27 protein-coding genes are annotated in these 24,871 nt (G+C 47.1%); 8 read left to right on the top strand and 19 right to left on the bottom strand.

Annotated features, from left to right (window positions below; genetic code table 11):
• Positions 1-12: 12 nt before the first annotated feature.
• The 4 genes from ACFO4U_RS12735 to ACFO4U_RS12750 form a co-directional block, all read right to left on the bottom strand.
• On the bottom strand, positions 13-1,197 hold the full coding sequence (locus tag ACFO4U_RS12735; protein ID WP_074037729.1) for an EAL-associated domain-containing protein: 1,185 nt from the start codon (positions 1,195-1,197) through the stop codon (positions 13-15).
• Between the two features lie 40 nt (positions 1,198-1,237).
• Entirely contained in the window at positions 1,238-1,489 is a 252-nt protein-coding gene (locus ACFO4U_RS12740) for a hypothetical protein (RefSeq protein ID WP_015880847.1), read from the bottom strand.
• A 100-nt stretch (positions 1,490-1,589) separates the two neighbouring features.
• Entirely contained in the window at positions 1,590-3,119 is a 1,530-nt protein-coding gene (locus ACFO4U_RS12745) for a degradosome RNA helicase CshA (protein ID WP_015880846.1), read from the bottom strand.
• A gap of 168 nt (positions 3,120-3,287) precedes the next feature.
• The gene (locus ACFO4U_RS12750; RefSeq protein ID WP_074037730.1) at positions 3,288-4,139 is read right to left on the bottom strand and encodes a CvfB family protein; all 852 of its coding nucleotides are present in this window, start codon (positions 4,137-4,139) and stop codon (positions 3,288-3,290) included.
• Between the two features lie 570 nt (positions 4,140-4,709).
• Here ACFO4U_RS12750 and ACFO4U_RS12755 point away from each other — a divergent pair.
• The 4 genes from ACFO4U_RS12755 (at position 4,710) to ACFO4U_RS12770 (ending at position 7,975) form a co-directional block, all read left to right on the top strand.
• A complete protein-coding gene (locus tag ACFO4U_RS12755) occupies positions 4,710-4,952 on the top strand; it encodes a hypothetical protein (protein WP_074037731.1) in 243 nt (80 codons plus the stop codon).
• 87 nt (positions 4,953-5,039) lie between these two features.
• Positions 5,040-5,300 (top strand): hypothetical protein, encoded by a 261-nt coding sequence (locus ACFO4U_RS12760; protein ID WP_015880843.1) that lies wholly within the window; start codon positions 5,040-5,042, stop codon positions 5,298-5,300.
• A 78-nt stretch (positions 5,301-5,378) separates the two neighbouring features.
• Positions 5,379-6,080, top strand: a complete 702-nt coding sequence (locus tag ACFO4U_RS12765; protein WP_159563566.1) for a lysophospholipid acyltransferase family protein — start codon at positions 5,379-5,381, stop codon at positions 6,078-6,080.
• Complete coding sequence (locus tag ACFO4U_RS12770; RefSeq protein WP_215244348.1) at positions 6,077-7,975, top strand: ABC-F family ATP-binding cassette domain-containing protein; 1,899 nt, start codon at positions 6,077-6,079, stop codon at positions 7,973-7,975. The genes ACFO4U_RS12765 and ACFO4U_RS12770 overlap by 4 nt, the downstream gene beginning before the upstream one ends.
• An 81-nt stretch (positions 7,976-8,056) precedes the next feature.
• Here ACFO4U_RS12770 and ACFO4U_RS12775 read toward each other — a convergent pair whose 3' ends face one another.
• The 7 genes from ACFO4U_RS12775 to ACFO4U_RS12805 all read right to left on the bottom strand — a co-directional run bounded on the left by ACFO4U_RS12775 (position 8,057) and on the right by ACFO4U_RS12805 (position 13,095).
• A complete protein-coding gene (locus ACFO4U_RS12775; protein WP_196431557.1) occupies positions 8,057-8,986 on the bottom strand; it encodes an NADP-dependent oxidoreductase in 930 nt (309 codons plus the stop codon).
• A gap of 91 nt (positions 8,987-9,077) precedes the next feature.
• Positions 9,078-9,602 (bottom strand): GNAT family N-acetyltransferase, encoded by a 525-nt coding sequence (locus ACFO4U_RS12780; RefSeq protein WP_236548972.1) that lies wholly within the window; start codon positions 9,600-9,602, stop codon positions 9,078-9,080.
• A gap of 11 nt (positions 9,603-9,613) precedes the next feature.
• The gene (locus tag ACFO4U_RS12785; protein ID WP_015880838.1) at positions 9,614-10,249 is read right to left on the bottom strand and encodes a response regulator; all 636 of its coding nucleotides are present in this window, start codon (positions 10,247-10,249) and stop codon (positions 9,614-9,616) included.
• Between the two features lie 2 nt (positions 10,250-10,251).
• Positions 10,252-11,274, bottom strand: a complete 1,023-nt coding sequence (locus ACFO4U_RS12790) for a sensor histidine kinase (RefSeq protein WP_074037734.1) — start codon at positions 11,272-11,274, stop codon at positions 10,252-10,254.
• The gene (gene liaF, locus ACFO4U_RS12795; RefSeq protein WP_015880836.1) at positions 11,271-11,960 is read right to left on the bottom strand and encodes a cell wall-active antibiotics response protein LiaF; all 690 of its coding nucleotides are present in this window, start codon (positions 11,958-11,960) and stop codon (positions 11,271-11,273) included. The genes ACFO4U_RS12790 and liaF overlap by 4 nt, the downstream gene beginning before the upstream one ends.
• Positions 11,961-12,038: 78 nt before the next feature.
• On the bottom strand, positions 12,039-12,683 hold the full coding sequence (locus tag ACFO4U_RS12800) for a PspA/IM30 family protein (protein WP_074037735.1): 645 nt from the start codon (positions 12,681-12,683) through the stop codon (positions 12,039-12,041).
• 22 nt (positions 12,684-12,705) lie between these two features.
• Entirely contained in the window at positions 12,706-13,095 is a 390-nt protein-coding gene (locus ACFO4U_RS12805) for a lmo0954 family membrane protein (protein ID WP_031421063.1), read from the bottom strand.
• 244 nt (positions 13,096-13,339) lie between these two features.
• Between ACFO4U_RS12805 and rsgA the strand changes: the two genes are divergently transcribed.
• Positions 13,340-14,305: a ribosome small subunit-dependent GTPase A gene (rsgA, locus tag ACFO4U_RS12810; protein ID WP_214691485.1), complete on the top strand. Its 966-nt coding sequence runs from the start codon at positions 13,340-13,342 to the stop codon at positions 14,303-14,305.
• Between the two features lie 41 nt (positions 14,306-14,346).
• Here the strand turns inward: rsgA and pflA are convergent, their stop codons facing one another.
• Positions 14,347-15,063 (bottom strand): pyruvate formate-lyase-activating protein, encoded by a 717-nt coding sequence (gene pflA, locus ACFO4U_RS12815; protein ID WP_074037738.1) that lies wholly within the window; start codon positions 15,061-15,063, stop codon positions 14,347-14,349.
• A 56-nt stretch (positions 15,064-15,119) separates the two neighbouring features.
• A complete protein-coding gene (gene pflB / locus ACFO4U_RS12820; protein ID WP_214691484.1) occupies positions 15,120-17,366 on the bottom strand; it encodes a formate C-acetyltransferase in 2,247 nt (748 codons plus the stop codon).
• Between the two features lie 361 nt (positions 17,367-17,727).
• Between pflB and ACFO4U_RS12825 the strand changes: the two genes are divergently transcribed.
• The 3 genes from ACFO4U_RS12825 to ACFO4U_RS12835 are packed head-to-tail and all read left to right on the top strand — an operon-like array spanning position 17,728 to position 20,011.
• Complete coding sequence (locus tag ACFO4U_RS12825) at positions 17,728-18,150, top strand: hypothetical protein (RefSeq protein ID WP_015880830.1); 423 nt, start codon at positions 17,728-17,730, stop codon at positions 18,148-18,150.
• 53 nt (positions 18,151-18,203) lie between these two features.
• A complete protein-coding gene (locus tag ACFO4U_RS12830; RefSeq protein ID WP_214691483.1) occupies positions 18,204-19,370 on the top strand; it encodes a DEAD/DEAH box helicase in 1,167 nt (388 codons plus the stop codon).
• On the top strand, positions 19,367-20,011 hold the full coding sequence (locus ACFO4U_RS12835) for a hypothetical protein (protein ID WP_196431564.1): 645 nt from the start codon (positions 19,367-19,369) through the stop codon (positions 20,009-20,011). Before ACFO4U_RS12830 ends, ACFO4U_RS12835 begins: the two co-directional genes overlap by 4 nt.
• A 137-nt stretch (positions 20,012-20,148) precedes the next feature.
• On the opposite strand, the gene ACFO4U_RS12840 is transcribed toward ACFO4U_RS12835, so the two are convergent.
• From ACFO4U_RS12840 to ACFO4U_RS12865, 6 genes are all read right to left on the bottom strand, one after another.
• On the bottom strand, positions 20,149-20,721 hold the full coding sequence (locus ACFO4U_RS12840; RefSeq protein WP_084543114.1) for a hypothetical protein: 573 nt from the start codon (positions 20,719-20,721) through the stop codon (positions 20,149-20,151).
• 408 nt (positions 20,722-21,129) lie between these two features.
• Positions 21,130-22,230 carry a hypothetical protein gene (locus tag ACFO4U_RS12845; RefSeq protein ID WP_214691482.1) on the bottom strand — a complete coding sequence of 367 codons (1,101 nt, stop codon included), beginning with the start codon at positions 22,228-22,230 and terminating at the stop codon, positions 21,130-21,132.
• A 9-nt stretch (positions 22,231-22,239) separates the two neighbouring features.
• Positions 22,240-23,046, bottom strand: a complete 807-nt coding sequence (locus ACFO4U_RS12850; protein WP_159563558.1) for a hypothetical protein — start codon at positions 23,044-23,046, stop codon at positions 22,240-22,242.
• Entirely contained in the window at positions 23,043-23,723 is a 681-nt protein-coding gene (locus ACFO4U_RS12855) for an ATP-binding cassette domain-containing protein (protein WP_074037744.1), read from the bottom strand. Before ACFO4U_RS12855 ends, ACFO4U_RS12850 begins: the two co-directional genes overlap by 4 nt.
• A complete protein-coding gene (locus tag ACFO4U_RS12860) occupies positions 23,701-24,093 on the bottom strand; it encodes a GntR family transcriptional regulator (protein ID WP_074037745.1) in 393 nt (130 codons plus the stop codon). Before ACFO4U_RS12860 ends, ACFO4U_RS12855 begins: the two co-directional genes overlap by 23 nt.
• 139 nt (positions 24,094-24,232) lie before the next feature.
• Positions 24,233-24,823 (bottom strand): kinase, encoded by a 591-nt coding sequence (locus tag ACFO4U_RS12865; RefSeq protein ID WP_214691481.1) that lies wholly within the window; start codon positions 24,821-24,823, stop codon positions 24,233-24,235.
• Positions 24,824-24,871: the final 48 nt, after the last annotated feature.

The following is a 24,871-nucleotide window of genomic DNA, read 5'->3' on the forward strand; positions in this document are numbered from 1 at the left end:
TCCATCTTCCTTTCAATCCAATAATCGGTTTTGATATAAATACTCCTCGGATATGTCGGCAAATAAGAACATGCCGTCCGGTAACGGATAGCTAAAGGTTCGCGTCACTTCGTTTGAACTGAAATCACGATAGTCTCCCGATAAATAGCCACGCCCTCGAACATCCATCGCCGCCATCGTCTGAATGAAATACGGTCGGAAACTCCAGTTATAGCCTCGATACGTATTATCGACACGCCATTCTCCATTCACGCAGTAAACGTTCGCACTCGTCTGGAAACCTGTCTTATCCGTTATATAATAACGAACAAACACCTCTTCCAGTTTTGGGGCGATGAATTGAATCCACTCGTCTTTCTTGTCTCTCGACCATTTTCCGGATTGAACTAGTTCACCAATGCGGCGATGTAACTCAAATTCAAGCTCGTACAAGCGATTCAATCGTTTCTGGTCATGTAAAAAGAAGGAAGGCACTTCTTGTGCCAACACACCCATACCTTTGATTTCTCGTTGGGGAATCTCATCTTCCAAGCCTAGTAGGCCACCCATGTAATACCGACCACCGTGCTGCCACGCGTAACGAAGCTGTCCGATGTGGTTGATGGATTTGTAAAGAAGCGGTGCACCAAGCTTCGAAGCAATATACTCCATCGTCTGAAGCATGTTCGGATAGGTGACCGATAACGTCTTTTTCTCGACCATCGTGCCAAGGTCGACGAGCAATAATTCTGGCGCAAGCGTCATGATGTCTTCGATACTCGTGGATTCGGCAAAGTCTAATGCAATTTTCAATCCATAGGACCGATAGTATTGAATGACACGTGACAATCGCGGGACGTCGACTAAGTCCGTCCCTTGTAAGGTCACATAAATACGGTGTAACGGAAAATTCAATTCGCGTAGTGGGGCTAAAAAGGCTTCTCCCCCTTCTTCGAGAATCCATTCCGACCGGCATCTGAACGTGACGAATGGTTTGACGTCACGAAGTTGCGCTGCCGCGAGTTGCTCCATTCGTTGGGCGATGTCTAATTGATACTCGAGGGGAACGTCATCATCATAAAAAAACGGTGTCAATGATTCGCCTCGGAATCGTCCATGTACCATATATCCTTCCACTTGAAACGTCGCCGCTCCAAGGATTGGTTCATACGTCACCATCACTTCTTCAGGATGGACCATCACTTCTACCGCATCCACAATTCATCACCTCTTCGTTAAATGCGAAAACGAGCTACAATCAGCTCGTTCGCGTGTGTACATACATATAGGCACCGAAACAAGCAATAAAATAGGCGATACTCACCACGCCATATGCAATGCCCATCTTTCCGCCTACTCCAATGGCTAACACTAAAAAAATCATCGCTCCAAATAACAATGTCGCCACGGGGATATAACGAAAGTTAGGACGGTCTGTCTTTGACACGATTGGTTTGAGTGCGATTACACAACCAAGCAGCACAAGGAGACCGAAACTTAATTCCACCATCCGTTGACACCTCATCCTTCTATCTCTACTCAACTAGTGTAGCACGACACAATAAAAAATGCCGCAAATCCACTTAGGGAAATGCGGCATTTCACGATGATTAGTCACGCGGACGGCGTGGACCACGGTCATCCGAGCGACGACGATCGTCACCACGGAATGATCCTTTACGGTCTCCACTGCGTCCATCACGACGTTCGCCACCGCGTCCACCACGACGATCGCCACCACGGCCACCGCCACCGCCACGACGGTCGTTACGACCACGGTATCCACCGCGATCGCCACCACGGCCACCTTGGCGTTTCACACGAACTGGTTCAGCGTACGAGATTTCAACAGGTGTTGAATCTGGCTCTTTCGTCAATCCACGAAGGGCAGCAGCGAGAATTTCAACTGCTTCGTACTCTTCAAGAAGCTCTGTCGCAAGTTGCGTGTAAGCTTTGAAGTCGCCCGCTTGAACGCGTTCGATCAACTCTTCAGCTGCTTGCTTTTGATTTCCTTCAAGTACTTCCGCGATTGTCGGTACGTGACGACGGTTCATCTTCTTGTTTGTCACACGCTCGATTGCCTTCACTTGTCCAAATTCACGTGGCGTGATGAACGTGAGGGCTGTACCTGTCTTACCTGCACGGCCTGTACGACCAATGCGGTGTACGTAGCTCTCTGGGTCTTGTGGTACATCGAAGTTGTAAACGTGTGTGACACCTGAAATATCAAGTCCACGTGCAGCTACGTCAGTCGCTACCAAGATATCGATTGTTCCGTTTTTGAAACGACGAATGACTTGGTCACGTTTCGATTGCGTTAAGTCTCCGTGAAGACCGTCTGCAGTGTATCCGCGTTTGATGAGGGCTTCTGTCACTTCATCTACACGTTTCTTCGTACGAGCGAAGATGATGCTGAGTTCTGGTGAATCGATGTCGATCAAACGGCAAAGTGTATCGAATTTTTGACCTTCACGCAATTCGAGGAATTGTTGGTTGATGTTCTCAACTGTCATTTCTTTCGCTTTCACTTTGATGATTGTCGGCGACTTCATGAAGCGCTCAGCAATCTTTTTGATTTGTGGTGGCATTGTCGCTGAGAAGAGAAGCGTTTGGCGCTCTTCAGGAAGACCAGCCAAAATCGTTTCGATATCTTCAACGAAGCCCATATTGAGCATTTCATCTGCTTCATCCAAGATGACTGTTTGAATGTCATCGAGTTTGATTGTCTTACGTTTCATGTGGTCCATGAGACGTCCTGGTGTCGCTACGACAATTTGCGGGTTCTTTTTCAAACCACGGATCTGACGGTCGATTTGTTGACCACCGTATACTGGAAGTGCGTATACGCGCTTCGTTTCACCGATTTTGTTTAATTCTTCTGCAACTTGAATCGCAAGTTCACGTGTCGGTGCAAGAACGAGTGCTTGGACTTGACGCGCCTTTGAATCGATTCGCTCAATTGTCGGAATACCGAAAGCTGCTGTTTTCCCTGTACCTGTTTGTGCTTGTCCTAATACGTCCACTCCCGTGAGTGCGACAGGAATTGTCTCAGCTTGGATCGGTGTAGCTTCCTCGAAGCCCATTTTGTGTACACCTTTTACTAATGCTTCACTTAATTGTAAGTCTTGAAATTTTGTCAAATTATATTCTCCTTTGTTCATACAAAAAACGTCTGAGTTCAGTTTGACAGATCTACAGACGTTTTCTCAATGTTTCCTCATAGTCAACTTTATTAACTATAACGTATTTCTTCCTAAAATGAAAGAAATACATTTTTAAACTTTCATGTCACCTGAACATGAGTTATCTTATTTCAATTTATAGCCGTTGTCGAGCTTTTCAACTTGCTTGTCTTTCAACAGTTTTCCAAGCGCTCGTTTAAATGCTGCTTTACTCATTCCGAATTCACGGTCGATGACGTCAGGTGATGTCTTATCACCGTATGGCATTTGGCCACCACGTTCTTCAATATACGAGAGGATGCTCGCCGCATCACCATCAATCGCCTCATAGGCACGTGGCTTCATCGAAACGAGGACCGTACCGTCTTGTTTGACCTGCGTCACACGGACGGTCAACTGTTCTCCGAGACGTGGCCAACGCGTCATCTCAGCCTCATGCAAGAAACCGAGTGATTCCCCTTCGACCCATACGTTGACGCCCACTTCGCGTTTATTGACGACGATGGCCTGCACGTCCTGGTTGTTCCATTCTTCTTTCGACGGTCGTGCCAACAAGTTCAAGAACGCATATGGTGCAGGGTCCCCAAGCAAACGTCCTTTTTGGTCATACTTCAATCGAATACACAATTGATCGCCCGTTTGTGGCCAATATGATCGGTTCTCCGGTAAGTCATCCATCGAAACGAGAACGTCCTTTTGAATTCCGATATTCACGAAGACCCCTGTGTTATACCGAACGCCAGTCACTTCAAACCATTCATACTCATCAAATGAAACGGTCGGAATCGTCATCGTTGATGCGAGACGTCCTTCTGAATCATGATATAAGAAGACACGAACCGTTTGACCGATTGTCACTTCTTCTGTTTGTTCTTTACGGTGAAGGAGCACCTCTTCGCGGCCGTTACTAATGAATACTCCAAAATCAGCAGAACGTTCCGCGACTAAATCTACTACTTCTCCTGCGCGCAATGCCATTACACCCACATCCTTTTCTAAGCTATTACTGTCAGTATACCTATCTACACACGTTCCTAATCATATCATGTTCTCTTTCAACATTTTGAATAAATGTGTCGAAAATGTGAACGTGTTTTGAGACTGTTGAAATCATGATTGTTTACAGAACTTACATGATTTATTAAAATTTTGTGACATTTTTGTGAACGTGTTTTTTTCTGCTAGTATCCTTTTTTTGAAAACGTTATTATATAGGAAGTGTCCAGTATAGATAAGGTTTCATTTAGGATTGATCGGGGGATAATAAATGTTTGATATACAGTCTCGTTCTTTTGCAAAGCGTTTTACAAAAGGATTGCTTGTCGCCTTTTTCGCATTACTCGCATCTCTCAGTTTTATTTTCTCAAACGGTGTCGACACGAATGTATCGTCATCCTCGACTTACATGACTCAAGAGTAAACGCCATTCAGCCCACTGAAGGCGTTTTTTTCTTTGCAATACATAACAGGATTTCCCTTCAAAAAGTCGAATACGATTAAAAGACCATGCCTTTTTCTTTCATACCTTTAAGAAAAGGAGACTCCGCTATGATTTTTTATTTTCTCACGTCCATTTTATCAATCGTAGGACTTGCTTTTTTGTTCCAGACCGAATTGTACAAAGATCCAATCGGAACATTTTTATTTGCCGTTCTAATTGCGATGGGACTCTCTTCCTTCAAACAACTCTTCATGCAGGCAAATGAGTATTTTGTAGAAAGACGGAACCAGAAACGGATCAAACGAGTCGTCGACAGAATGCACTCCACGACTCGAAAACGCTCTACATAACGCTCGTCTTCCCTCGCCACATTTGGTATCCTATGTAGGAACAGACATCGTACAATGGATTTATAATCGCAGGAGGCACATAACCGTATGAATGAAATCCCGTTATCGAATGAATGGCTACTTCGTTATTCACCTGTCATGGAGCTTTGGTTAAAAGAGGACGGTATTTTGCTTGTCGATGATGACAACCGAATCCGTCTCACTCTCGAAATCGGAAGTGATCAGGCCATGCAAATCAAAAGTATCGAGCAAGACGGCGCCTATTTCGTCGTCGATCCTGTGAATAAACGCATTACGTTCGAGCTCGAAGAAGAGGAAGAAGAGAGCGATTCTCGCTTTTGGGAATAAGGATTCATGCCGAAGGGTCGGATTCTCGTCAAGAGAAGAAGACTCTTTCTTGTTGTCATCATGAGAGGAGAGAATAGAATGATTCGAACAGCTGTATGGTTTTTCTCATTTTTTGCCGTATTACCGATCACCGTCCCGTTTTTACAGAAGGCGAAAAAAATCGAAACGCCAAAGCGTTACCGTTACGTACAAGATATCGCTTATAAATGGGCACAGTTTCTACTGAAGATTGCGGGTGCAGACATCCGTGTCCACGGTCAAGACCAGATTCCGGATGAACCCGTCGTCTACGTGTCGAACCACCAAGGAAACTTCGATGTCCCGATTATGTTGACCGCCACGAAACGACCGAAAGCGTTTATCTCGAAAATCGAGGTTCAAAAATTCCCGATTATTCCACGTTGGATGGAATTGATGGGGTGTATCTTCATCGACCGGAGTGACCGTCGTCAATCGATTCAAGCCATTCGTTCCGGCGTCGAAACAATTCAATCCGGTCAATCAATGATTGTCTTCCCAGAAGGCACACGCTCAAAAGGTGGACCGATGAAGGAGTTTAAAGCCGGAAGTTTGACGCTCGCCACCTCAAGTGGTGCGAAAATCGTTCCAGTCGCGATTCAAGGCAGTTATAGATTGTTAGAAGCCAAAAATCGAATCACCCCGGCAACGGTCGATGTCACGTTCCTACCTGCGATTGATCCGGCTGATTTGCCGAACAAGGAAATCGCAGCAACGGTCGAGGCGGCCATTCGTCAACAGCTTGAAGGAGAGAACGCATGAGTTTATTAATGATTGAAGGCATTCATAAAGAGTTTGCCGACAAAGTCTTATTTGATGATGTGACGATGACAATCCATCCCGGAGACCGTATCGGGATTATCGGCGTGAACGGTTCGGGGAAATCGACGTTCATGAAAATCATCGCCGGTACCGAGACAGCAGATCGAGGCACGATGCAACATCCGAACGATTATCGGATTCGCTACTTGACTCAAACGGTTCAATTCGACGAAGGACAAACGATCCTTGACGCTTTATTCACAAGTGATACTCCTTCCGTTCAAGCGTTGAAACAGTTCGAGCGCGCCAGACAAGCACTCGAAGCGAACCCGACAAGTGAGCAGTTACTTGAACGCTTCATGAAAGCCCAACAGGCCGTCGATGCCGCAGACGCTTGGGAAACGGAAGCAAAACTGAAGTCGATTTTAAACCGGCTCGGTCTTCCTGACGTGTCAATCGATGTGAACGCCTTGTCTGGGGGGCAACAAAAGCGAGTCGCGCTCGCCGCAGCGTTACTCGATGAAGCGGACTTATTGCTCTTAGATGAGCCGACGAACGAACTGGATGCCGATACAATCGCATGGCTCGAAACGATGCTTGCCGATTACCGGGGAGCGATCCTGCTCATCACCCACGACCGCTATTTCTTGAATCGTGTCACGAATCACATTTTGGAGATTGCGGATGGAACGAGTTACTTCTATAACGGGAACTATGAACTCTTTCTCGAGAAGCGTGCCGAGCGAAAAGCTCGGGCACAATCGATGGAACAGAAACGACAAAATATATTACGTCGCGAACTCGCTTGGTTGCGTCGTGGCGCGAAAGCCCGGACAACCAAACAAAAGGCACGCATTCAACGTGTCGAAGACTTGAAACATCAAGAGAGCTTAGCGGAAGACGAGACGCTCGACGTCTCGGTCGGATCTCGCCGACTTGGTAAAAAGGTCATCGAAGTCGAAGATTTATCTTTCGGATACGATGACTCCCTTCTCATTCGGCAGTTCAATTGGATTTTCGGTCGCCGTGAACGCTACGGGATCGTCGGCCCGAACGGGAGTGGGAAATCAACGCTCATGAACTTGCTCGCCAAGCGCCTAGAAGCGACAAACGGTACGATTGTGCACGGAGAAACCGTTCATTTAGGCTACTACGGACAACAAGTCGAATTTGAAGACGAGTCACGACGGGTCATCGATGAGATCGAACGCATCGCCAAAGTCATCCACACGCCGGACGGCGAGGTCATCACGGCGGGGCAAATGCTCGAACGTTTCCTTTTCTCACCGGACGCGCAATATAAACCAATTGCGAAGCTATCTGGTGGCGAAAAACGGCGTCTCGTCCTGCTTCGAATTCTCATGGATGAACCGAACGTCTTATTCCTTGATGAACCGACGAACGATTTGGACACGGAAACGTTGTCTGTTTTAGAAGACTATTTGGAGTCCTTCCCAGGTACAGTCATCGCCGTCAGTCACGACCGCTATTTCTTAGACCGGATCGCCGGACAGTTGATCGCTTTCGAAGATGGGGTCATCCAGGTGTATCACGCAGAATATAGTGACTATTTGGCCATGCGTCAAGAAGAGGTTCGTCAAGTGAAGAAAGAGAAAGAACCTAAAGAGAAAAAGGAACGCGTGAAGTCGGAAGTCGTGAAATTCACCTTCAAAGAACAGAAGGAATGGGACACGATCGAAGAAGACATCGCCGCACTTGAAGAACAGATTGAAGCGCAGGAAGCGACGCTTGCATCAGCGGGCAGTGACCTTGGTAAAGTCAATGAGTTGTATGCGACGATTGCAGAACTGAAAGAAACACTCGATGCGAAGATGGAACGTTGGACCTACCTATCAGAAATCGATGAACAAATACAAGCACAGAAAAAAGGCTGACCTCCACATAAGGTAGCCTATCAAATGAAATGAACAAGAGATGGATTTCCGATATTTGTTCCGGAAATCCATCTCTTTTGATTATTTCACTTTGATGATGATTTTGCCTTTGGCATGCCCTTCTTCTCCATAGTCATGAGCAAGTTTCGTATCTTCTAAATCAAAGACCCGGTCAATCACAGGTTTCAGTTCGCCTTTTTCAACAGCTTCCGCAATTTTTTTCAAACGCTCCCCCGTTGGTTGCATGAAGACGTACTCGGCACGGACCTTCGCCTGTTTGGCTTCCTCTTCATTTGGTGGTGTGGAGATGGAGACGAGCATCCCATTCTCTTTAAGCATTTGGTAGAGTTTGCTCTGCCCGTCGCCCCCCATCGTATCGAATACGAAATCAATATCGCGGACAGTATCTGCCGGGTCTTGTTGTTTATAGTCGATGACCTCGTCGGCTCCAAGTTTTTTGACCCAATCTACGTTCGGCGTGCTTGTCGATGTGACGACATACAAACCGTGTGCTTTCGCGAGCTGGATGGCTACCGTTCCGACACCACCTGAACCGGCTCCGATGAAGATTCGATCACCCGGTTTGGCATCCATCACTTCGAACATGACTTGCCATGCCGTATGCGCGACGAGCGGCAGTGAAGCGGCCTCCTCAAAACTAAGCGAAGCTGGTTTTTTGACGACAAGATGGGAATCGACTGCGACGTACTCGGCATATGTGCCTTGGCGCGCGATTTCTGGTCGGCTAAACACTTCATCTCCAACCTTTAATTCGGTCACATTCGCCCCAACTTCTTTGATGACACCCGATACATCCCACCCGATAACGAGCGGCATCTCGTAATGGAGCATTTCTTTCAAGTATCCTTCACGGAGCTTCCAATCGACCGGATTGACGCTTGCGGCATGAACTTCAATTAATACGTCATCTGCACCGATTGCCGGTTGTTCAAGTTCCCCTACTTTAAACTCATCCGACCCGCCATACTGTTCGATATATGCTGCTTTCATCTCATCATCCTCCTTTGATTGACTCACTTCTAGTTGGTTCCCATTTTATTTCTCTTACAAACGAAAAAAGCACACCGTAGAAACGGTATGCTCAGACTGACTGATGGGTCATATAGCTATAGACATACACATCATGAGATTGTCCACGCTGACGCATATAGTTATGTAGTCGACCTTCTTGAAAGAATCCATTCTTCTCCAACATGCGTTGGGATGCAAGATTCTCGACATAGACGATGGCACCGACCCGTTCAATTTCACACGTCACGGCAAACTGAAGCGCCGCGTGAAGGGCTTCGGTCGCATAACCCGAACGCCAATACTCCGGTTTGAGTTCATAACCGATCTCGGCACGCCGATGCGACGGTGCCCGATTGTGAAACCCGATTGTCCCGATTAACGCTTTTGATTCGCGATGCTCGATGGCAAAACGGATGATCGCACCTGTTTCGATTTGTGCGAGCATATGCGTCAGCATCTGTTCCGTTTCTTCTAACGTCCGATGTGGCTCCATTCCGTAGTGGCGTAGCACGTGTTCATCTGAAAAGATGGCGAATACGTGCGGACCGTCCTCCATTTGGAGAGGTCGCAGTCGGAGGCGCTCCGTTTCAATCACAGGGAGACGGTTCATCCTTTACTGACCAAGTTATGTTGGAACGCATAGACGACTGCCTGGGTCCGGTCATAGACGTCAAGCTTCGTCAAGATGTTCGACACGTGTGTCTTCACTGTTTTGAGTGAGATGAACAATTCGTCCGCAATCACTTGATTCGACTTGCCTTCCGCCATCAGTTGCAAGATTTCTCGTTCACGGGCAGTGAGACTCTCATGAAGTGTCATTTCCGGATGACGCAGTCGTTCGAGCATCTTTCCTGTTACCTGGGCGGCCATGACCGGATTGCCGGCAGCGGTTTGACGAATCGCATCTGCGATTTCATTTGCATTCGCTGTCTTGAGGACATAGCTCATCGCACCGGCTTCGATGACGGGATACACTTTCTCATCATCCAAGAAACTCGTCACGACCAAAATCTTCGCTTCTTTCCAACTTGCTTTAATTCGTTTCGTCGATTCGACTCCGTCAACGGGCTCCATCACCAAGTCCATAAGGACAACGTCCGGCTTCTCCGCAATCGCAAGCTCGGCTCCCGTTGCTCCGTCCGATGCTTCGCCGACGACTTCGATGTCCGGTTGTGTCGATAAAAAGGCAGATACGCCCGCCCGAACCATTTCATGATCATCAATTAATACAACTCGAATCATCATTACCCCTCCACTTGTTGTTTCACACGTACTTCAATTTGTGTCCCGACATTCGGCACACTGACCAATCGCAACGTTCCACCGACTTCTGCCGTACGCTCTCTTATCGATTGTAATCCATATGAGGCGACTTGTGTATCGTCCACATTAAATCCGATTCCGTCATCGTTAATCTTTAAGATGACCGTCTGTTGCACGGTTCGCATCTCGATTTCTAAACGAGTCGCTTTGGCGTGTCGTAACGTGTTACTAATCGCTTCCTGAACAATCCGAAACAGTTCATTTTCAGTGTGCCGGGAGAGCTTCACTTCCTCTAAACGCCAGACGAGCTCGGTCGATTGTTTACGAGACAGTTCTTCTAACAAGCGTTCGATTCCCGTCTTTAGTGTCATGCCTTCTAGTTCGACCGGCCGAAGTTGTAACAGCAACGAACGCATCTCTGCCTGTGCGGTCTGCGCCATGAGCTCGACTTGTTCCATTTGTTTACTCGCGAGTTCTGGTTTCGTCTGCATCGTCTGTTTGACCGCTGTCGTCATCATCGAGATGGCATAGAGCTGTTGACTCACCGAATCATGAAGTTCTCGTGCGACGCGACGTCTTTCTTCGACGACGGCCTCACTCCGCGCCTCTTCCACACTGACCGGACGCTCACCGACTCGCTTCGCCATCTCGACCATCTCTTGGCGCTGTTTCGATACGCGGACGATTCGTTCGAGTGTATCTCGGTATGGGGACATCGGGCGGAAGGTGATGTCTTTTTGGTTCTCCAGTTTCCAAAGGGCATTGGCGACTTCCCGAAAGTCTCGGCGCAAATAAAAATACGAACCGACGCCAAAGATACTTCCGATCAAGACGGCAATCACTAGAATGGACACACCGAAAGGCAACCCTTCTTCACGCGAAAATAAATCGCTCAATGAAGTCGAGTCACCTATGAGAAACGCTACAGTAATCAAGAAAGCCGTCAACAAGCTACTAAACAGTTGATGCCAGACGACCGTTCGTGGATAAGAATCTTTTTTCATACCGTCATCACCTCGACACTTCCGCTCATGAGCACGATATGAATCCGGACTTTTCGTGTAGCCTGGACATAATCATCAGACGCTGTATAGAAGCGACGATTGAACACCGGCGAATAGTTCGAGTCATCGACCTGCACTTTACCGAACCCGATCGATGCGTCAATCGAATAGTCATACCCCGCAGGAATGAGAATTCGAATGTCTCCCGCAAGTCCATTGAGGAGTAAGAACGTCTCTCCTTCCGGAATGATGGCTTGTGACAAATCCATCTCAACGTCCCGTAGTAAAAAGAACTCATTCGTATCACGTAACACATAGTGCCCCGATTCCTTCATCCCAAATGAGAAGGCTTGTTCTTGACGAAGGGGTGTCCGGATTTTCGATTCGACCGGTCGATTCTTATAGAGTCGATAGCCGAATAACAGGAGGAGTCCGGAGAGCACGAATCCGAATGCCGCAGATGAGAAAATCAAGCCAATCAAGAGGATTCCCCCAATTGCGTAAAAAATATAGCTAGCAGACTGCTTCCCCCGACGACTGAACCGTCGACCGATGTAGAGGAGAAGCAGCGGGAGGATCATGCTGAATAAGACGCTATTCCCACCCGTCACAATATCGATGAAGAGTCCGACTGAAAATAAGATAATCATAAATCCAATGATTTGACGTGTGTTCCAACGTTCCATGTCCATTCCCCCTTTCTGTTCATATGTATGAAGCAAAGAAAGCGATGACCTTGTTCAGGTCATCGCCGAACCATCGCCTCACTCTTGTTTAAAGCGACGCTCCAGTTCTTTCAATTTTGCTTCAAAATCATCTTCATCTTCCTGCGTGTCTTGCTTCTCTTCGGCAGGTTGTTCTTTCTTTTCTTCCTCAGTGAATGGATGCGACTGAGACGTATTTTGACCAAAGATTTGGTCGAGTGCCCCTTTTAACAAGTCTAGGTTTTCGCGCATCGCAAACTCATAACGTTTATTTTGCATCTCATCGAGTTTGAGTTTCATCTCGAGCGCACGACGCTCTAATGTATCTAACTCGCGCTCACCTTCGTCAATCAATCCTTCAAAGTAACGGTACTGTTCCCCGTAATGTTTGGATTCGAGTGCCGCACGTTCTGCCAACTTTTCTTCCCCGGCTTGTTTCGCCAGTTCTGTTTGCTCATATCGTTTATCTGCCATCTTCTTGGCATCATCACGTTTTTCAGCAAGTTCTGCAAGCAATGTACGTTGACGTTCCACGAGTCGTTCAACCGACAACGCTTCCTTCTCCGCTCCACGGATATGACGGTTCAATTCCGCTTCTCCACTTGAACGTGGCATCTCTTTATCCTGATACTTCTTCACTTCTTTCGAAATTTCTTTCGTCAATTCATTCGCTAATTCACGAAACTGATCAAACGGTGTCTTCATGGTGAATCCTCCTTATGAAATCTCAACGACGATTAACAAATTTTTGCCACACTTGATCAAACTGCTGGAAGCTGCTCCGGCCGGCACGCGTTCCGTCTGCATTTAAAATCTCGACATCCGGGTCGCGTTTTTCACTTGTATACATCATATACCCTTTAAACAACAACCACGCGACAATGATTCCGACAAGCGCCCAAATGTTTGAGAGCATCGTCCCAATCCCAATGACAGCAAGGATCCCGAAACCAACTTTAGCACCGATGTGTGTCACAGCCTGAAAACGGACTCCAGCCCAAAGCGTCAAGAGCGCTCCTAATCCGAATAAAATCATATTCGGTAAAGAACCGATCAACACGAGCACTAGAGCGATCGCGGCCACGATGAACAACACCTTTTTCACTTGGTGATTCATCTGTCATCCCTCCTTGTTAAGTACACTCTTATCATAATACGTTATTTGACATAGGTCGACGAGCGGAAGGCTTGTTTCACCTCGGTCTTTAGACTGAGATGGTACCGTTTCCAATAACTGTGGTACACTAATGCTATCGAACAACGAAAGGATGATGTTTTATGAGCAACATGATGCATGCACGTAACCAAATGTCAGCAAATCGGAGGGCTGTCGTCCTCCATCACTAAAAGGAGGATTCTTTTTGAATCAACAAACTGAAACGGGACGTGTCACGGCACAGTTCCAACATCTTTATACGGTATCAATCGGAGAAAACGCCTATATGTGCGGGGTTTCCGGAAAATTTCGACATGCCGCGACGAGCGAACGGGATTACCCGGTCATCGGCGATTATGTCACGATTCAAGTTCGCGAGCATGGTCAAGGTACGATTCACCATCTCCTTGAGCGTCGGACCGTTCTTTCACGAGCGGCCGCCGGCAACGAGACACGTGAACAACTGATCTGCGCGAACGTCGACTACGTCTTGATTACGATGGCGTGTGGACACGACTTCAACATTCGTCGCCTAGAACGCTATACGCTAGCCGCTTGGGACACCGGGGCAATCCCAATCATCGTCTTGACAAAGACCGATCAAGTCGACTCCGTCGACACATTGCTCGAAGACATTCAAGTGAACGCACCTGGAATTCAAGTATTCCCCGTTAGTGCTGTAACGGGAAAAGGTGTGGCTGAACTTCGTCACGCATTGCCGAGTGAGAGCACAATCGCCTTCGTCGGTTCGTCCGGCGTCGGAAAATCTACGCTGACGAACGCCCTCGCCCACGAGACACTTGCCGTCACACAAGCCGTCCGGGCGCAGGACGAGCGCGGAAAACATACGACGACACACCGCGAACTGTTCAGAATCGACGACTTATACGTCATCGATACACCAGGGATGCGAGAATTCGGACTATGGGAAGGAAGCGAGCACCTCGATGAGACGTTTCGCGATATCGAAGCACTTGCCGAGACATGCCGCTTCCGCGACTGCTCACATCAGAAAGAACCGGGCTGTGCCGTCCAAGAGGCACTCACGAGCGGTACGCTAGATGCGAAACGCTATGCGAGCTACTTCAAACTTGAGCGAGAGCTTCTCTATATGGAGAAAAAACAGGCAGAACATGCCCGCGTCCTAGAAAAGAAGAAAAAGCGAGTGTAACGTAAAGCAAGCGCAGACCACATCGGCCTGCGCTTGCTTTTTTATACGGTTCCCTGCAAAATCCCTTCTGCCCATTCGACTTCATCGGATGTCGGGGGCTTCGTGCCTTTAAGCGGATAATCGAGTCCGAGCGCCTCCCATTTGTAGACGCCCATCTCATGATAAGGCAAAATCTCGACTTTCTCGACATGGTCTAGCTTTTGAATGAACGCGGCCGTGCGACGAAGCGCACCTTCTTCGAGCGTCCATCCAGGTACAAGGACGTGGCGAATCCACATTTTCGTTCCGCGCTCGGAAAGGTGTTCGGCAAGCGCGAGCGTGTTGGCATTGCTACGTCCCGTTAGCTTTTTACACATGTCGTCGTCGATATGCTTGATATCGAGCAAGACAAGATCGGTGTGATCTAAAATCGCATCCAAATTAGGAGGTCGGAGCGCACCAGACGTATCAAGTGTCGTATGAAGCCCATGCTTTTTCGCTTCACGCAGCAGCGCCTCTAAAAATTCAGGTTGCGCGAGTGGGTCGCCACCAGAAATCGTGATGCCGCCTTTCGATGCGTCCATGAACGGACGGTAGCTGAGCGCCTCTTGAATGACGTCTTCAGCCGAGCGGTGATTATTCTTTTTGAAATCCCACGTATCTGCATTATGGCAATAGAGGCAACGTAACGCACAACCTTGTAAAAAGACGATAAAGCGAATACCAGGGCCGTCAACTGTTCCAAATGATTCGACCGAATGTACATATCCCATTGTCATCGAAATGACCTCCTAACGAATGAGCGGCCCTCCGTAGAAGGCCGCTAAGCCTTTATTTACAACGAACCGTGGAACGTACGGTTGATGACGTCGATCTGTTGCTCACGTGTCAACTTGATGAAGTTGACCGCATATCCTGATACACGGATTGTGAGTTGTGGATATTCTTCTGGATGTTCCATTGCGTCGAGAAGCGTCTCGCGGTTGAAGACGTTAACGTTCAAGTGATGTCCTTTGTGCTCTCCGCTCATGTACCCATCGAGAAGCGCCGCCAAGTTGAGTTCGCGTGCGATTTCTTCTTTTCCGAGTGCTTTCGGTACGATTGAGAACGTGTAAGAGATTCCGTCTTGTGCGTGTTCAAATGGAAGTTTCGCAACAGATGAGAGCGATGCAGCCGCACCTTTTGTATCCCGTCCATGCATTGGGTTGGCACCTGGAGCGAATGGTTCACCCGCACGACGACCGTCTGGCGTATTTCCTGTTTTCTTACCGTAGACGACGTTCGATGTGATCGTGAGGACCGATTGCGTATGAAGTGCGTCACGATATGTTTTATGTTTCCGTACTTTCTCCATGAATGATTCGACGAGTTCGACGGCGATTGCATCGACACGGTCATCATTGTTTCCGAATTTCGGGAAGTCCCCTTCTGTTTCGAAGTCGACGATGATTCCTTCTTCATTACGGATCGGTTTGACGTTTGCGTATTTGATTGCTGAAAGACTATCCGCCGTTACCGAGAGACCCGCGATCCCACAAGCCATCGTCCGTAAGATTTCAGGATCGTGAAGCGCCATTTCGATTCGTTCATACGCATATTTATCGTGCATGAAGTGAATGACGTTGAGCGTATTCACGTATAGCTCTGCCAACCAGTCGAGCGTCCGGTCAAAGTCGGCATATACTTTTTCGTACGTAAGCACGTCTTCTGTGTTCATTTCCCAAACTGGAGCGATTTGAGCACCGCTCTTCTCGTCACGACCGCCGTTCATGCTATAAAGGAGAGCCTTCGCCATGTTGGCACGCGCACCGAAGAACTGCATTTGTTTCCCGATCTTCATCGGTGACACACAACATGCGATGCCGTAGTCATCACCGAATTGTGGCATCATCAAGTCATCGTTCTCATATTGAATAGCCGAAGTTTCAATCGACATTTTCGCACAGTATTGTTTGAATCCTTCTGGAAGTTTCGTCGACCAAAGGACCGTCAAGTTTGGTTCTGGAGCTGGTCCGAGGTTCGTGAGTGAATGCAAGAACCGGAATGAACTCTTCGTGACGTTCGAGCGACCGTCTTGACTCATCCCACCGATTGATTCTGTCACCCAAGTCGGGTCACCTGAGAATAATTCATTGTAGTCCGGTGTCCGTAAGAATTTGACGATTCGAAGTTTCATGATGAAGTGGTCAACGATTTCTTGGACGTCTGATTCTGTTAAGCGACCCGTTTCAAGGTCACGTTCAGCGTACACGTCAAGGAAGGTCGAGACGCGACCGAGTGACATCGCGGCACCGTTTTGTTCTTTGATGGCAGCAAGATACGCCAAGTATACCCATTGATATGCTTCTTGCGTATTTTCCGCAGGACGACCGAGGTCAAATCCATATGCAGCTCCGAGTTGTTTAAGTTCTTGGAGGGCACGAAGTTGTTCATTCAGTTCTTCCCGATCGCGGATGTCAGACTCAGATAAGAACCCGCCGCGTTTCGCTAAATCCTTTTTACGTTCTGCCATCAAGAAGTCAATTCCATAGAGAGCGACGCGACGATAGTCACCGATGATGCGTCCACGACCGTAAGCATCTGGAAGCCCCGTGATGATCCCTGATTTACGAGCGGCCCGCATTTCAGGCGTATAGGCATCGAAGACACCTTGGTTATGTGTTTTACGAATCTCTGAGTAAATTTTTGTGATTTCTTCGTCTGGCTCGAAACCATATGATTCGAGTGCCGCATCGACCATACGAATGCCGCCATTCGGGTGAATCGAACGTTTGAACGGTTCATCCGTCTGAACGCCAACGACTTTCTCTAACTCTTTGTTTAAGTAACCTGGTCCATGCGATACGATGGTCGATGGTGTGTGTTGATCGACGTCCCAGACGCCTCCACGTTCACGCTCTTCTTTTGTTAGTTCCATCACACGATTCCAAAGAACGTTTGTCGCTTCGGTCGGACCTGCTAAAAACGCATCGTCTCCTGTGTACTCATGACGGTTCAAACGGATAAACTCACTGACATTTACTTCATTCGTCCACTGACCAGGGACAAAACCTGACCATGCGGATTTGATTTCGGTTGCCATGTTGATTCACTCCTCATTCTCGAAAGTAACTGCGTGTTATCTATACTGTGAGTGTACGTGAAAACGTGAACAATATGTTTTACATTCTTGTGAAACTTGTAACAATCTTATGAACGTGATGAAATAGCCGTTTTTGAAAGCGTTTTACAAACTGTTATATCTGCTAGTTTATATAGTTTGAAACAGATGATCCCTAATTAGATAAGGTTTACCTATCATCTGTACTAATTTGATTGTTCTGTGACGAACTATACAGTTATTAAGGTGATTAATCTCACATCACTCGGTTAGAACTTGAATTTTTGTGTCGTATCAGACACAATGAAGGCAGAACATTGTATAAGAGGAAGGGGTTCTACTCATGACGTATGAACCATTAACAGCAAATCACGCCTTTCAGGTTGGCGATCGCATCTCATTAAAGGTCGATGAGGCCGGCGAAAAGCGTGACGGATTTATCACAGAATTTGAAGACGGAGGGTTTTGGATCCGCTTCGACGATGACATCGAGAACGAAGATTTTATTGATTATCGCGACCAGCTACTCGCCGCACTTTTGTCGCGTCCAATCCATGTCATTACGACACATCCGGAACTGAAACCGTTCGAGAACATGACGGCCGAGTTACAGTATCGCGTTTATCAAGGATTCACGATTGAGAAAGTTGAATTGACAGCAGAAGGTGCAGACGCCCACATCCAACTCATCGAAGACGGTCAGACGTATACACAGACGTTACGTTCTTCCATGGAAGATGGTCAGGAGCATGTTCGCTATATTTGACGAGGGAGCGCTGTCGCTTCCTTTGTTTTTGCCTAAAGATAAGGAGACCGAATATGAATTTTACAAAACCTTTTATTAACGAAACGTGGGAACGGATGGGCTTCAATGAGCCGATGCCGGTCCAAAAAGAAGCGTTTCCCCTACTATTAGATGGAAAAGACGTGACAATCGAGGCACCAACCGGAACGGGTAAGACACTCGCCTACCTCCTTCCAGCCATTGAAAAGATTGATCCGTCGAATGACCGCATCCAAGTCGTTGTCGTCGCCCCGACCCGTGAACTTGTCATGCAGATTCAACAAGTCGCACAACGTTTCACCGAAAAAGCCGACGTCCGCATCGGTTCGTTCATCGGCGGTGTCGAATTGAAACGTCAAATCGACCGAATCAAGAAAAAACCTCACTTGATCGTTGGGACGCCGGGTCGTCTCGTCGAGTTGATCGACAAGAAAAAACTGAAGCTCCACGAAACACATACCGTCATTTTAGATGAGGCCGACCAAATCATCGACAGCGGTTTGACAGAGGCCGCAGAACGAATCATCAAGCATACCGCGCACGAGCGTCAGCTTGCACTCGTCTCGGCAACACTCACCGACTCACTCCAAGAGTGGGCGTCACCATTCATGAACGAACCGGCTCATATCAAAATCGAACGTGCCGTAAGCGATCAAGTGACGTACGGCTATCTGTTGACGACGCGCCGGTATAAACCGGAACTTCTTCGTCGTCTTTCACACGTCGACGGTGTGAAGGCACTCGCCTTCATCAACAACCGCTCGTTCTTGCCACCGCTTCGCGGAGAACTTGAAAAGTTGAAAGTGAACTACCGGATGCTCGACAGCTTGAAAGGGAAGCGCGAACGCGTCGAGACGCTACGCGAATTCCGCAAAGGCGAATACCCGCTCCTCATCACGACCGGTCTCGCTGCACGCGGTCTCGATATTGAAGACGTGACACACGTCGTCCATTTCGACTTACCGGAATCAATCGATGACTTCATTCACCGTTCCGGCCGTACCGCTCGCGGTAACGCGGGAGGCACTGTCCTTTCCCTCGTGACGACGGATGACCTGCCGCACTTGAAATCGTTCGCGCGTCAACTCGGTGTCGAGTTGAAAGAGCTCGAAATCTATCGCGGTGACGTGATTGAGAAACGGATTGAGGAGAAGCCTCCTGTCGTCAAACGTCCTGCGAACAAGCGAGGACCGCGCCGATGAAAAAAGACCGGAAAGTAATTCCCTTCCCTTTGCTCGTCGAAGAGTCCGAATTGCTTGCCGAACTGAAAAAGTTGTATGAGCAAGCGGCTCTTGCGCGAAGCACACAGTGGACGAACTATATTCAAGAGATTGCATCGGAAGGGACATGGCACTTAAAAGATGCCGAACTCTTTCGTGACCTCTTCATCGATTGGGCCGTCTTCTTTGAGACGGATGAGGATGGGATGACACCCCATGGTCGCTACTTGGCCGACCATAAGAGCGACATGTCCCCTGCCCTCTATCACGCACTCCGTGGACTAGCTGTCCCGCGTTGTAGCATCTTTGAAGTCACAGAAGACGGTCAGTTGAAAGACTGGGAGTCAAAAGAGACATACGCTGTTCAGTTACCAGAAGAACGTGAGACCGGCGACCTCATTCTCGGGAAGCTACTCGATATCCGAGGCAGTTGGCGTTTCGGTTCGGCGTTTCTCGCCTTACCTGCGAAGATGTCTGGGAATGTCGCCGATCTGTATATCGACTTTACAGATGAAGTCGGTCCCGGTGCCTTTTTGGAGCAGTTCCCAGAGTTCTGCGCGGAACTGATTGACTTGTTGCTTGATTTAGAAGAAGGCGTCATCATACCGAAACCGACTAAGTAAAAAAAGCAGGATCAGCATGCAATCATCCCCTCACCATGTTGATCGGCACAAGTTCAGTATTCCAACGCTACTAAAAAGAGCGGGTATACCAAGACCCGCTCAAGTTTTATAAAACTCCGAAATCCATCGGAGTTTTTTTATTTTCCAAAGGCTGCTGAACATGATCCAATCACAGATGAAACACCGAAGAGGTCTAGCAAGGCTTCGCGCGCATCTGGTCCTGCATCTTTAGCGGCGAGTCGAACAGCTTGTTTGAGTGACGCTGTCTTACTTAATTTATCTTCTCGTGACATCTGATAGTATGGTTTGATTGCTTTAACAAACTTCGTAGCACCACCGACAGATTTCAAGGCAGATTTGATTTTCAGGATTTTCGCTGGAGTAAAATTGATGACGATTGCAGTTCCAACGGCTCCTACACAACCTGCAATTGAACCTATACTAGCCTTTCGAACACCCGCTAAATCTTGTCTTTCATCCAAATCAAGTGTGAAACTTACTTCATTCTCAAGGTATATTTTAATGGCTTCCTCGCCCTGCATAATCACTTCATCCGGCATATTCTCGATTGCAGTTAGGATCTCAATTAACTGTAAGTCCTGTTCATTCAAATCTTCAGCAGCGCTAGCTGAATCTCCTGGTATAAATGAGGTAGACAAAACGAGTATCATCACCATCATAACTGATATGACTTTCGATTTTATAGACAAGTTAGTCCTCCTTCGTTTTTACTACAAACTTAAGCACTACAGCGATTAGAAAAATTACAATGGTTATAACCGCTTTACTATTCTCAGACAAGCCATCCACAAAAAAGTGTATAACAGTAATGGCTGCGAGGAGCAGGATATAAATCCACTCTTTAGTCGAATTTTTCATTTATATAACCTCCCATTCACTCGCAAATTAACATACTGAAATTTGGAATGTAAGCCCGAAAAAGATGTTCTAAGGGGCAAGACATATGTCTATATTTAGAGTTGTACAAAACAAAAAAACGGACAACTATGTCCGCTTAGGCAGTAGATGAGTCATTTTCATCGTTATAACGTTATCGTAGCAATCATCATTCATAATAACTCTGACTTATATTTTGGATGGACCCATCTTTTATATTTTTATCTGACATATACGTCAATCTGTTTGAGCATATCACGCGCTTCTTCATTTTCAGGCGTGATTGCCGCACTCGAGATTTGTTTCCCATCCTCGTATACATCGATGACGACCCCGTCTTTCGCTTGGCGCGTTTGGTAAAGGCGACCATTTTCATAGAATGCGTGATCCACTGAATCAAGAACTTCCCGGGTCGTTTGTTTCCCGGTGTTCAAGTCGATGACAAGTTCCTCGCCGTCCTCATTTAAGGCGAACAGGTTGTGGCCCGACACTGTATAATCCCAAAAGCCTTGCCCTTCTGCCAGTTGAACAACTTTACCCGTTTTTGTATCGTAAGCGAAGAGTCCTGGATCCGGATCCTCAACATTGATTTCCTCTTCCCCTTCTCGGATCACTTCGTACGAGCTGACACCGACAGGGATGTACCGTGTTTCTGCCATCTGTGATAATAAATCAGTAACGTAAAATCGATTCGTATTGATGACATGGGTGATAAATCCTTTATCCATGCTCAATTCTTTGACGGTCACCTCATTCATCGCTTCATTAAACGTAGCGAGCATTGTTTTTTCTTCACCGTCATATCCATCTCGATAGACTAAGTTTAACTGGCCATCATTCAGAAATGCGCCTGCCCACACCCCGTTCACGATGTCGTATATTTTTGAATCACTGGCATCGAATGAAAATGTCGATAACTTTTCTCCATCTTCTTGTTTAAACACGATGAGCTCTTTCATCCCATCCTGACCGACCCCGATATATCCGTCTTCTGTTCGAATCGATTGGGCATACGTCCATCCATTCATGATTCTATGAATGGAACGCGCATCTCCATTCAAACGTTCCCGATATCGCAATCCCTCAGCTATATAGTTCAAATTTGACGTGATGTGACTCTCTTCAGTCGTCACTTCAAACCGCTGTTCAACATCATCCTCTGTGCTATAACTAATCTCTACCACTGCGTCTTCCCACACTGATGGATTCGAACTGATGTCTAACGCCCATTCTGCTTTCGGTTCCGTCGCATCAACGGCAAACGTCCCAAGCCCAATCACGATGACCGCACCGAGCGCGGCCACATTCCACATTCGTTTCATTTTCTCACCTCACACATTCAGTTTCGTCTGTAAAAATCTTCGACCTAGCCAAATCGTCACACTTGCCCATACGACCAATACCATACCGACGTACACGATCGTCTCATCATAAATTAGTCGATTCGACAGGAACGCGTATCCTAAAATTGGAATGGTCAAGATGACAACTAGAATCGACAAGCTAAGTACCGGTGACCACATCGTCCGTTGCCAGAAACTTCGTTCAATCAACACGAATGTGAAGATGAAGAGCACAGCAATCGTGATTATCAATTGATGAATGACAAAGTTGATGAGCGAAGAAGGATACATAACCATTAACATCCCATGGTAGGAAATAGCTTGCTCGAATGAGCCTCCCATCGGTATCATCTTTCCATCAAACCAACTCGTGAACGCTATGTACTGTAATTTGAGGGCAATCCATTCGATGGCAAATAACCCTAACGTCATCATTAAAATGGTAGCGAGTTTAGCGAAGAACAAGGTCATCCGCTTTTGTGGCATCGTGAGCAGTCGCATCATGAACGTCCCTCGTCCTTGAAAATCGCGATACCAGATCCATACGCTGTACAGCAACACGGCAGCAACGGCAATTCCGAGTGATAAAAGATACGGAGTGCCATTTAAGTAATTTAAAAATGATAGTTGATAGTCCGCATTTCCTTCACGTCGCAACTGTTCATAAAAGTTTGTTTCGTCCCATAAAAAGTAACCGAGATATCCAAACTGTATAACGATAAGACCTGCGACTAATGTCAAGAACGGTTTCGTGACACGTTCAACTTCCCAACTCAATAGTTTCAATAGATTCATGCCCCGTACTCCTCTCTCATCACATCGACGATTGACTTCCCGTGAATGAAACGGACATCCTCGACGTCAAACTCACGAACGATGCGTCCGTTATTCAACATGACTGCCTTGTCGATCAAGTACTCGATATCCTCTATTTCATGTGTCGTAATGAGGACGCCCCGGCTCTCCATGATTTCACTTGAGAACAGTTCAACAATCTGTTCTTTCGAAAAGACATCGATTCCTGAGAACGGCTCATCGAGCAATAGATAATCAGGGTCTTGGGCAATGCCGAGCGCAAGATTCGCTTTGGCGAGCGTCCCTTTCGATAACTCGCTCAACTTATCTTCCGGGAATAATTTAAAATCTTCGACGAGACGAGCAAATAATGCCGAATCAAATGTCGGATAAAAATCTTTCATAAACGCCTCACATTGTTCAATCGTGAAATGAATTGGGAACATCGCATGGTCGGCGACAAAGGCGACACGATTCAAATCAATTGGTTTTCCATCAATCAATACCGAACCTTTATCGAAAGGTGTCAATCCCATGATGCCTTTCAATAACGTCGATTTCCCCGTTCCGTTTAGTCCAATGAGGCACGTAATCTCCCCTTTATTCGCTGTGAACGAAACGTCTTCAATAACTTGTTTCCGGCGATAGCGCTTTTTAACTCCCAACACTTCGATCATCGTACGTCCCCTCCTTGTACTGACGTTTAATCTTATCGACCAGCTCGTCTACCGAGACGTCGAGTTCTTGAATCGCTTCCACAAATACCGCGACCGCGTCATCTACAATCTCAGAGCGGATTTGTGCCAATACCGTACCATCTGTCGTTACACGACTCGGTCGATTTCGTTCGGTCGTAATCAATTGTTGGTCCTCCATTTCTTTGAACGCTTTTTGAACGGTGTTCGGATTAATTTTTAAATCATTCGCTAGTTCTCGCCGGGATGGCATTTCATCCCCGGCTTTCAGTTTACCGAGTGCCATCTTCTTCTTGAAGTAGTCGACGACTTGTAGGTAAACTGGTGTCCTCGTATTGAATTGCATGTTCATCACCTTTCTAAGTGTATGACATGGTTAATACACTTCCTAACTGTATTATTAGCGTAATACACTAAGACGTCAATCATTTTTTCAAATTTTCTCCAAACAAAAAACATCTGACACGTGCGTCAGATGTTAAAACGTTCAGTCAGAGCACGCTATCTGCCCCTCTTTTCGGGTCGACGTCCCGAAGATACAAATTTTCTCCTGGCCAGTACCGGCGCTTGTATTTCTCAAGCCGTGTTGTCGGATCACCGAGGTATGTATCCCGGTTCAAAACTCGCTCGTACCGAACTTTTCGGGGACAGTCGAGATAAATCACATAGTCGAAATAAGAACGCCATTCAGGACGTTGTAGAAAAATCCCTTCTACGACAACCGTATGCGCGAATGATACGTCCACGATCTCTTCTGCGATGACATCTCGTTCATACACGTAACGAGGTAACGTCAATTCCGTCATCCCATTCCTCAATGGACGAAACAGTTCACGTTCTAAGCGCGAGACATCCCATTGAAGTGCGTAATACTCCACCGGTTCAGGCTGTCCGGTCTGATAGCGTCTGTCCCGTTCAACGATATAGTCATCGATGTGAAGAACGTAAACACTCGGCTCATTGCTCAAATGTGAGACGAGCGTTGTCTTGCCCGCTCCGCTCAGTCCATCAATCGCTACCAAAAACGGTCGATTCTCTGAGTGCATCGAACGAGCCGCACGGATGACGTCTAATATGTTCATATCGTTCCTCCTCACACAAAAGAAGTCAGCTCACGAATGAGCTGACTT

It is taken from the genome of Exiguobacterium profundum, from assembly GCF_042652865.1.
GTDB classification, from domain to species: Bacteria; Bacillota; Bacilli; order Exiguobacteriales; family Exiguobacteriaceae; genus Exiguobacterium; species Exiguobacterium profundum.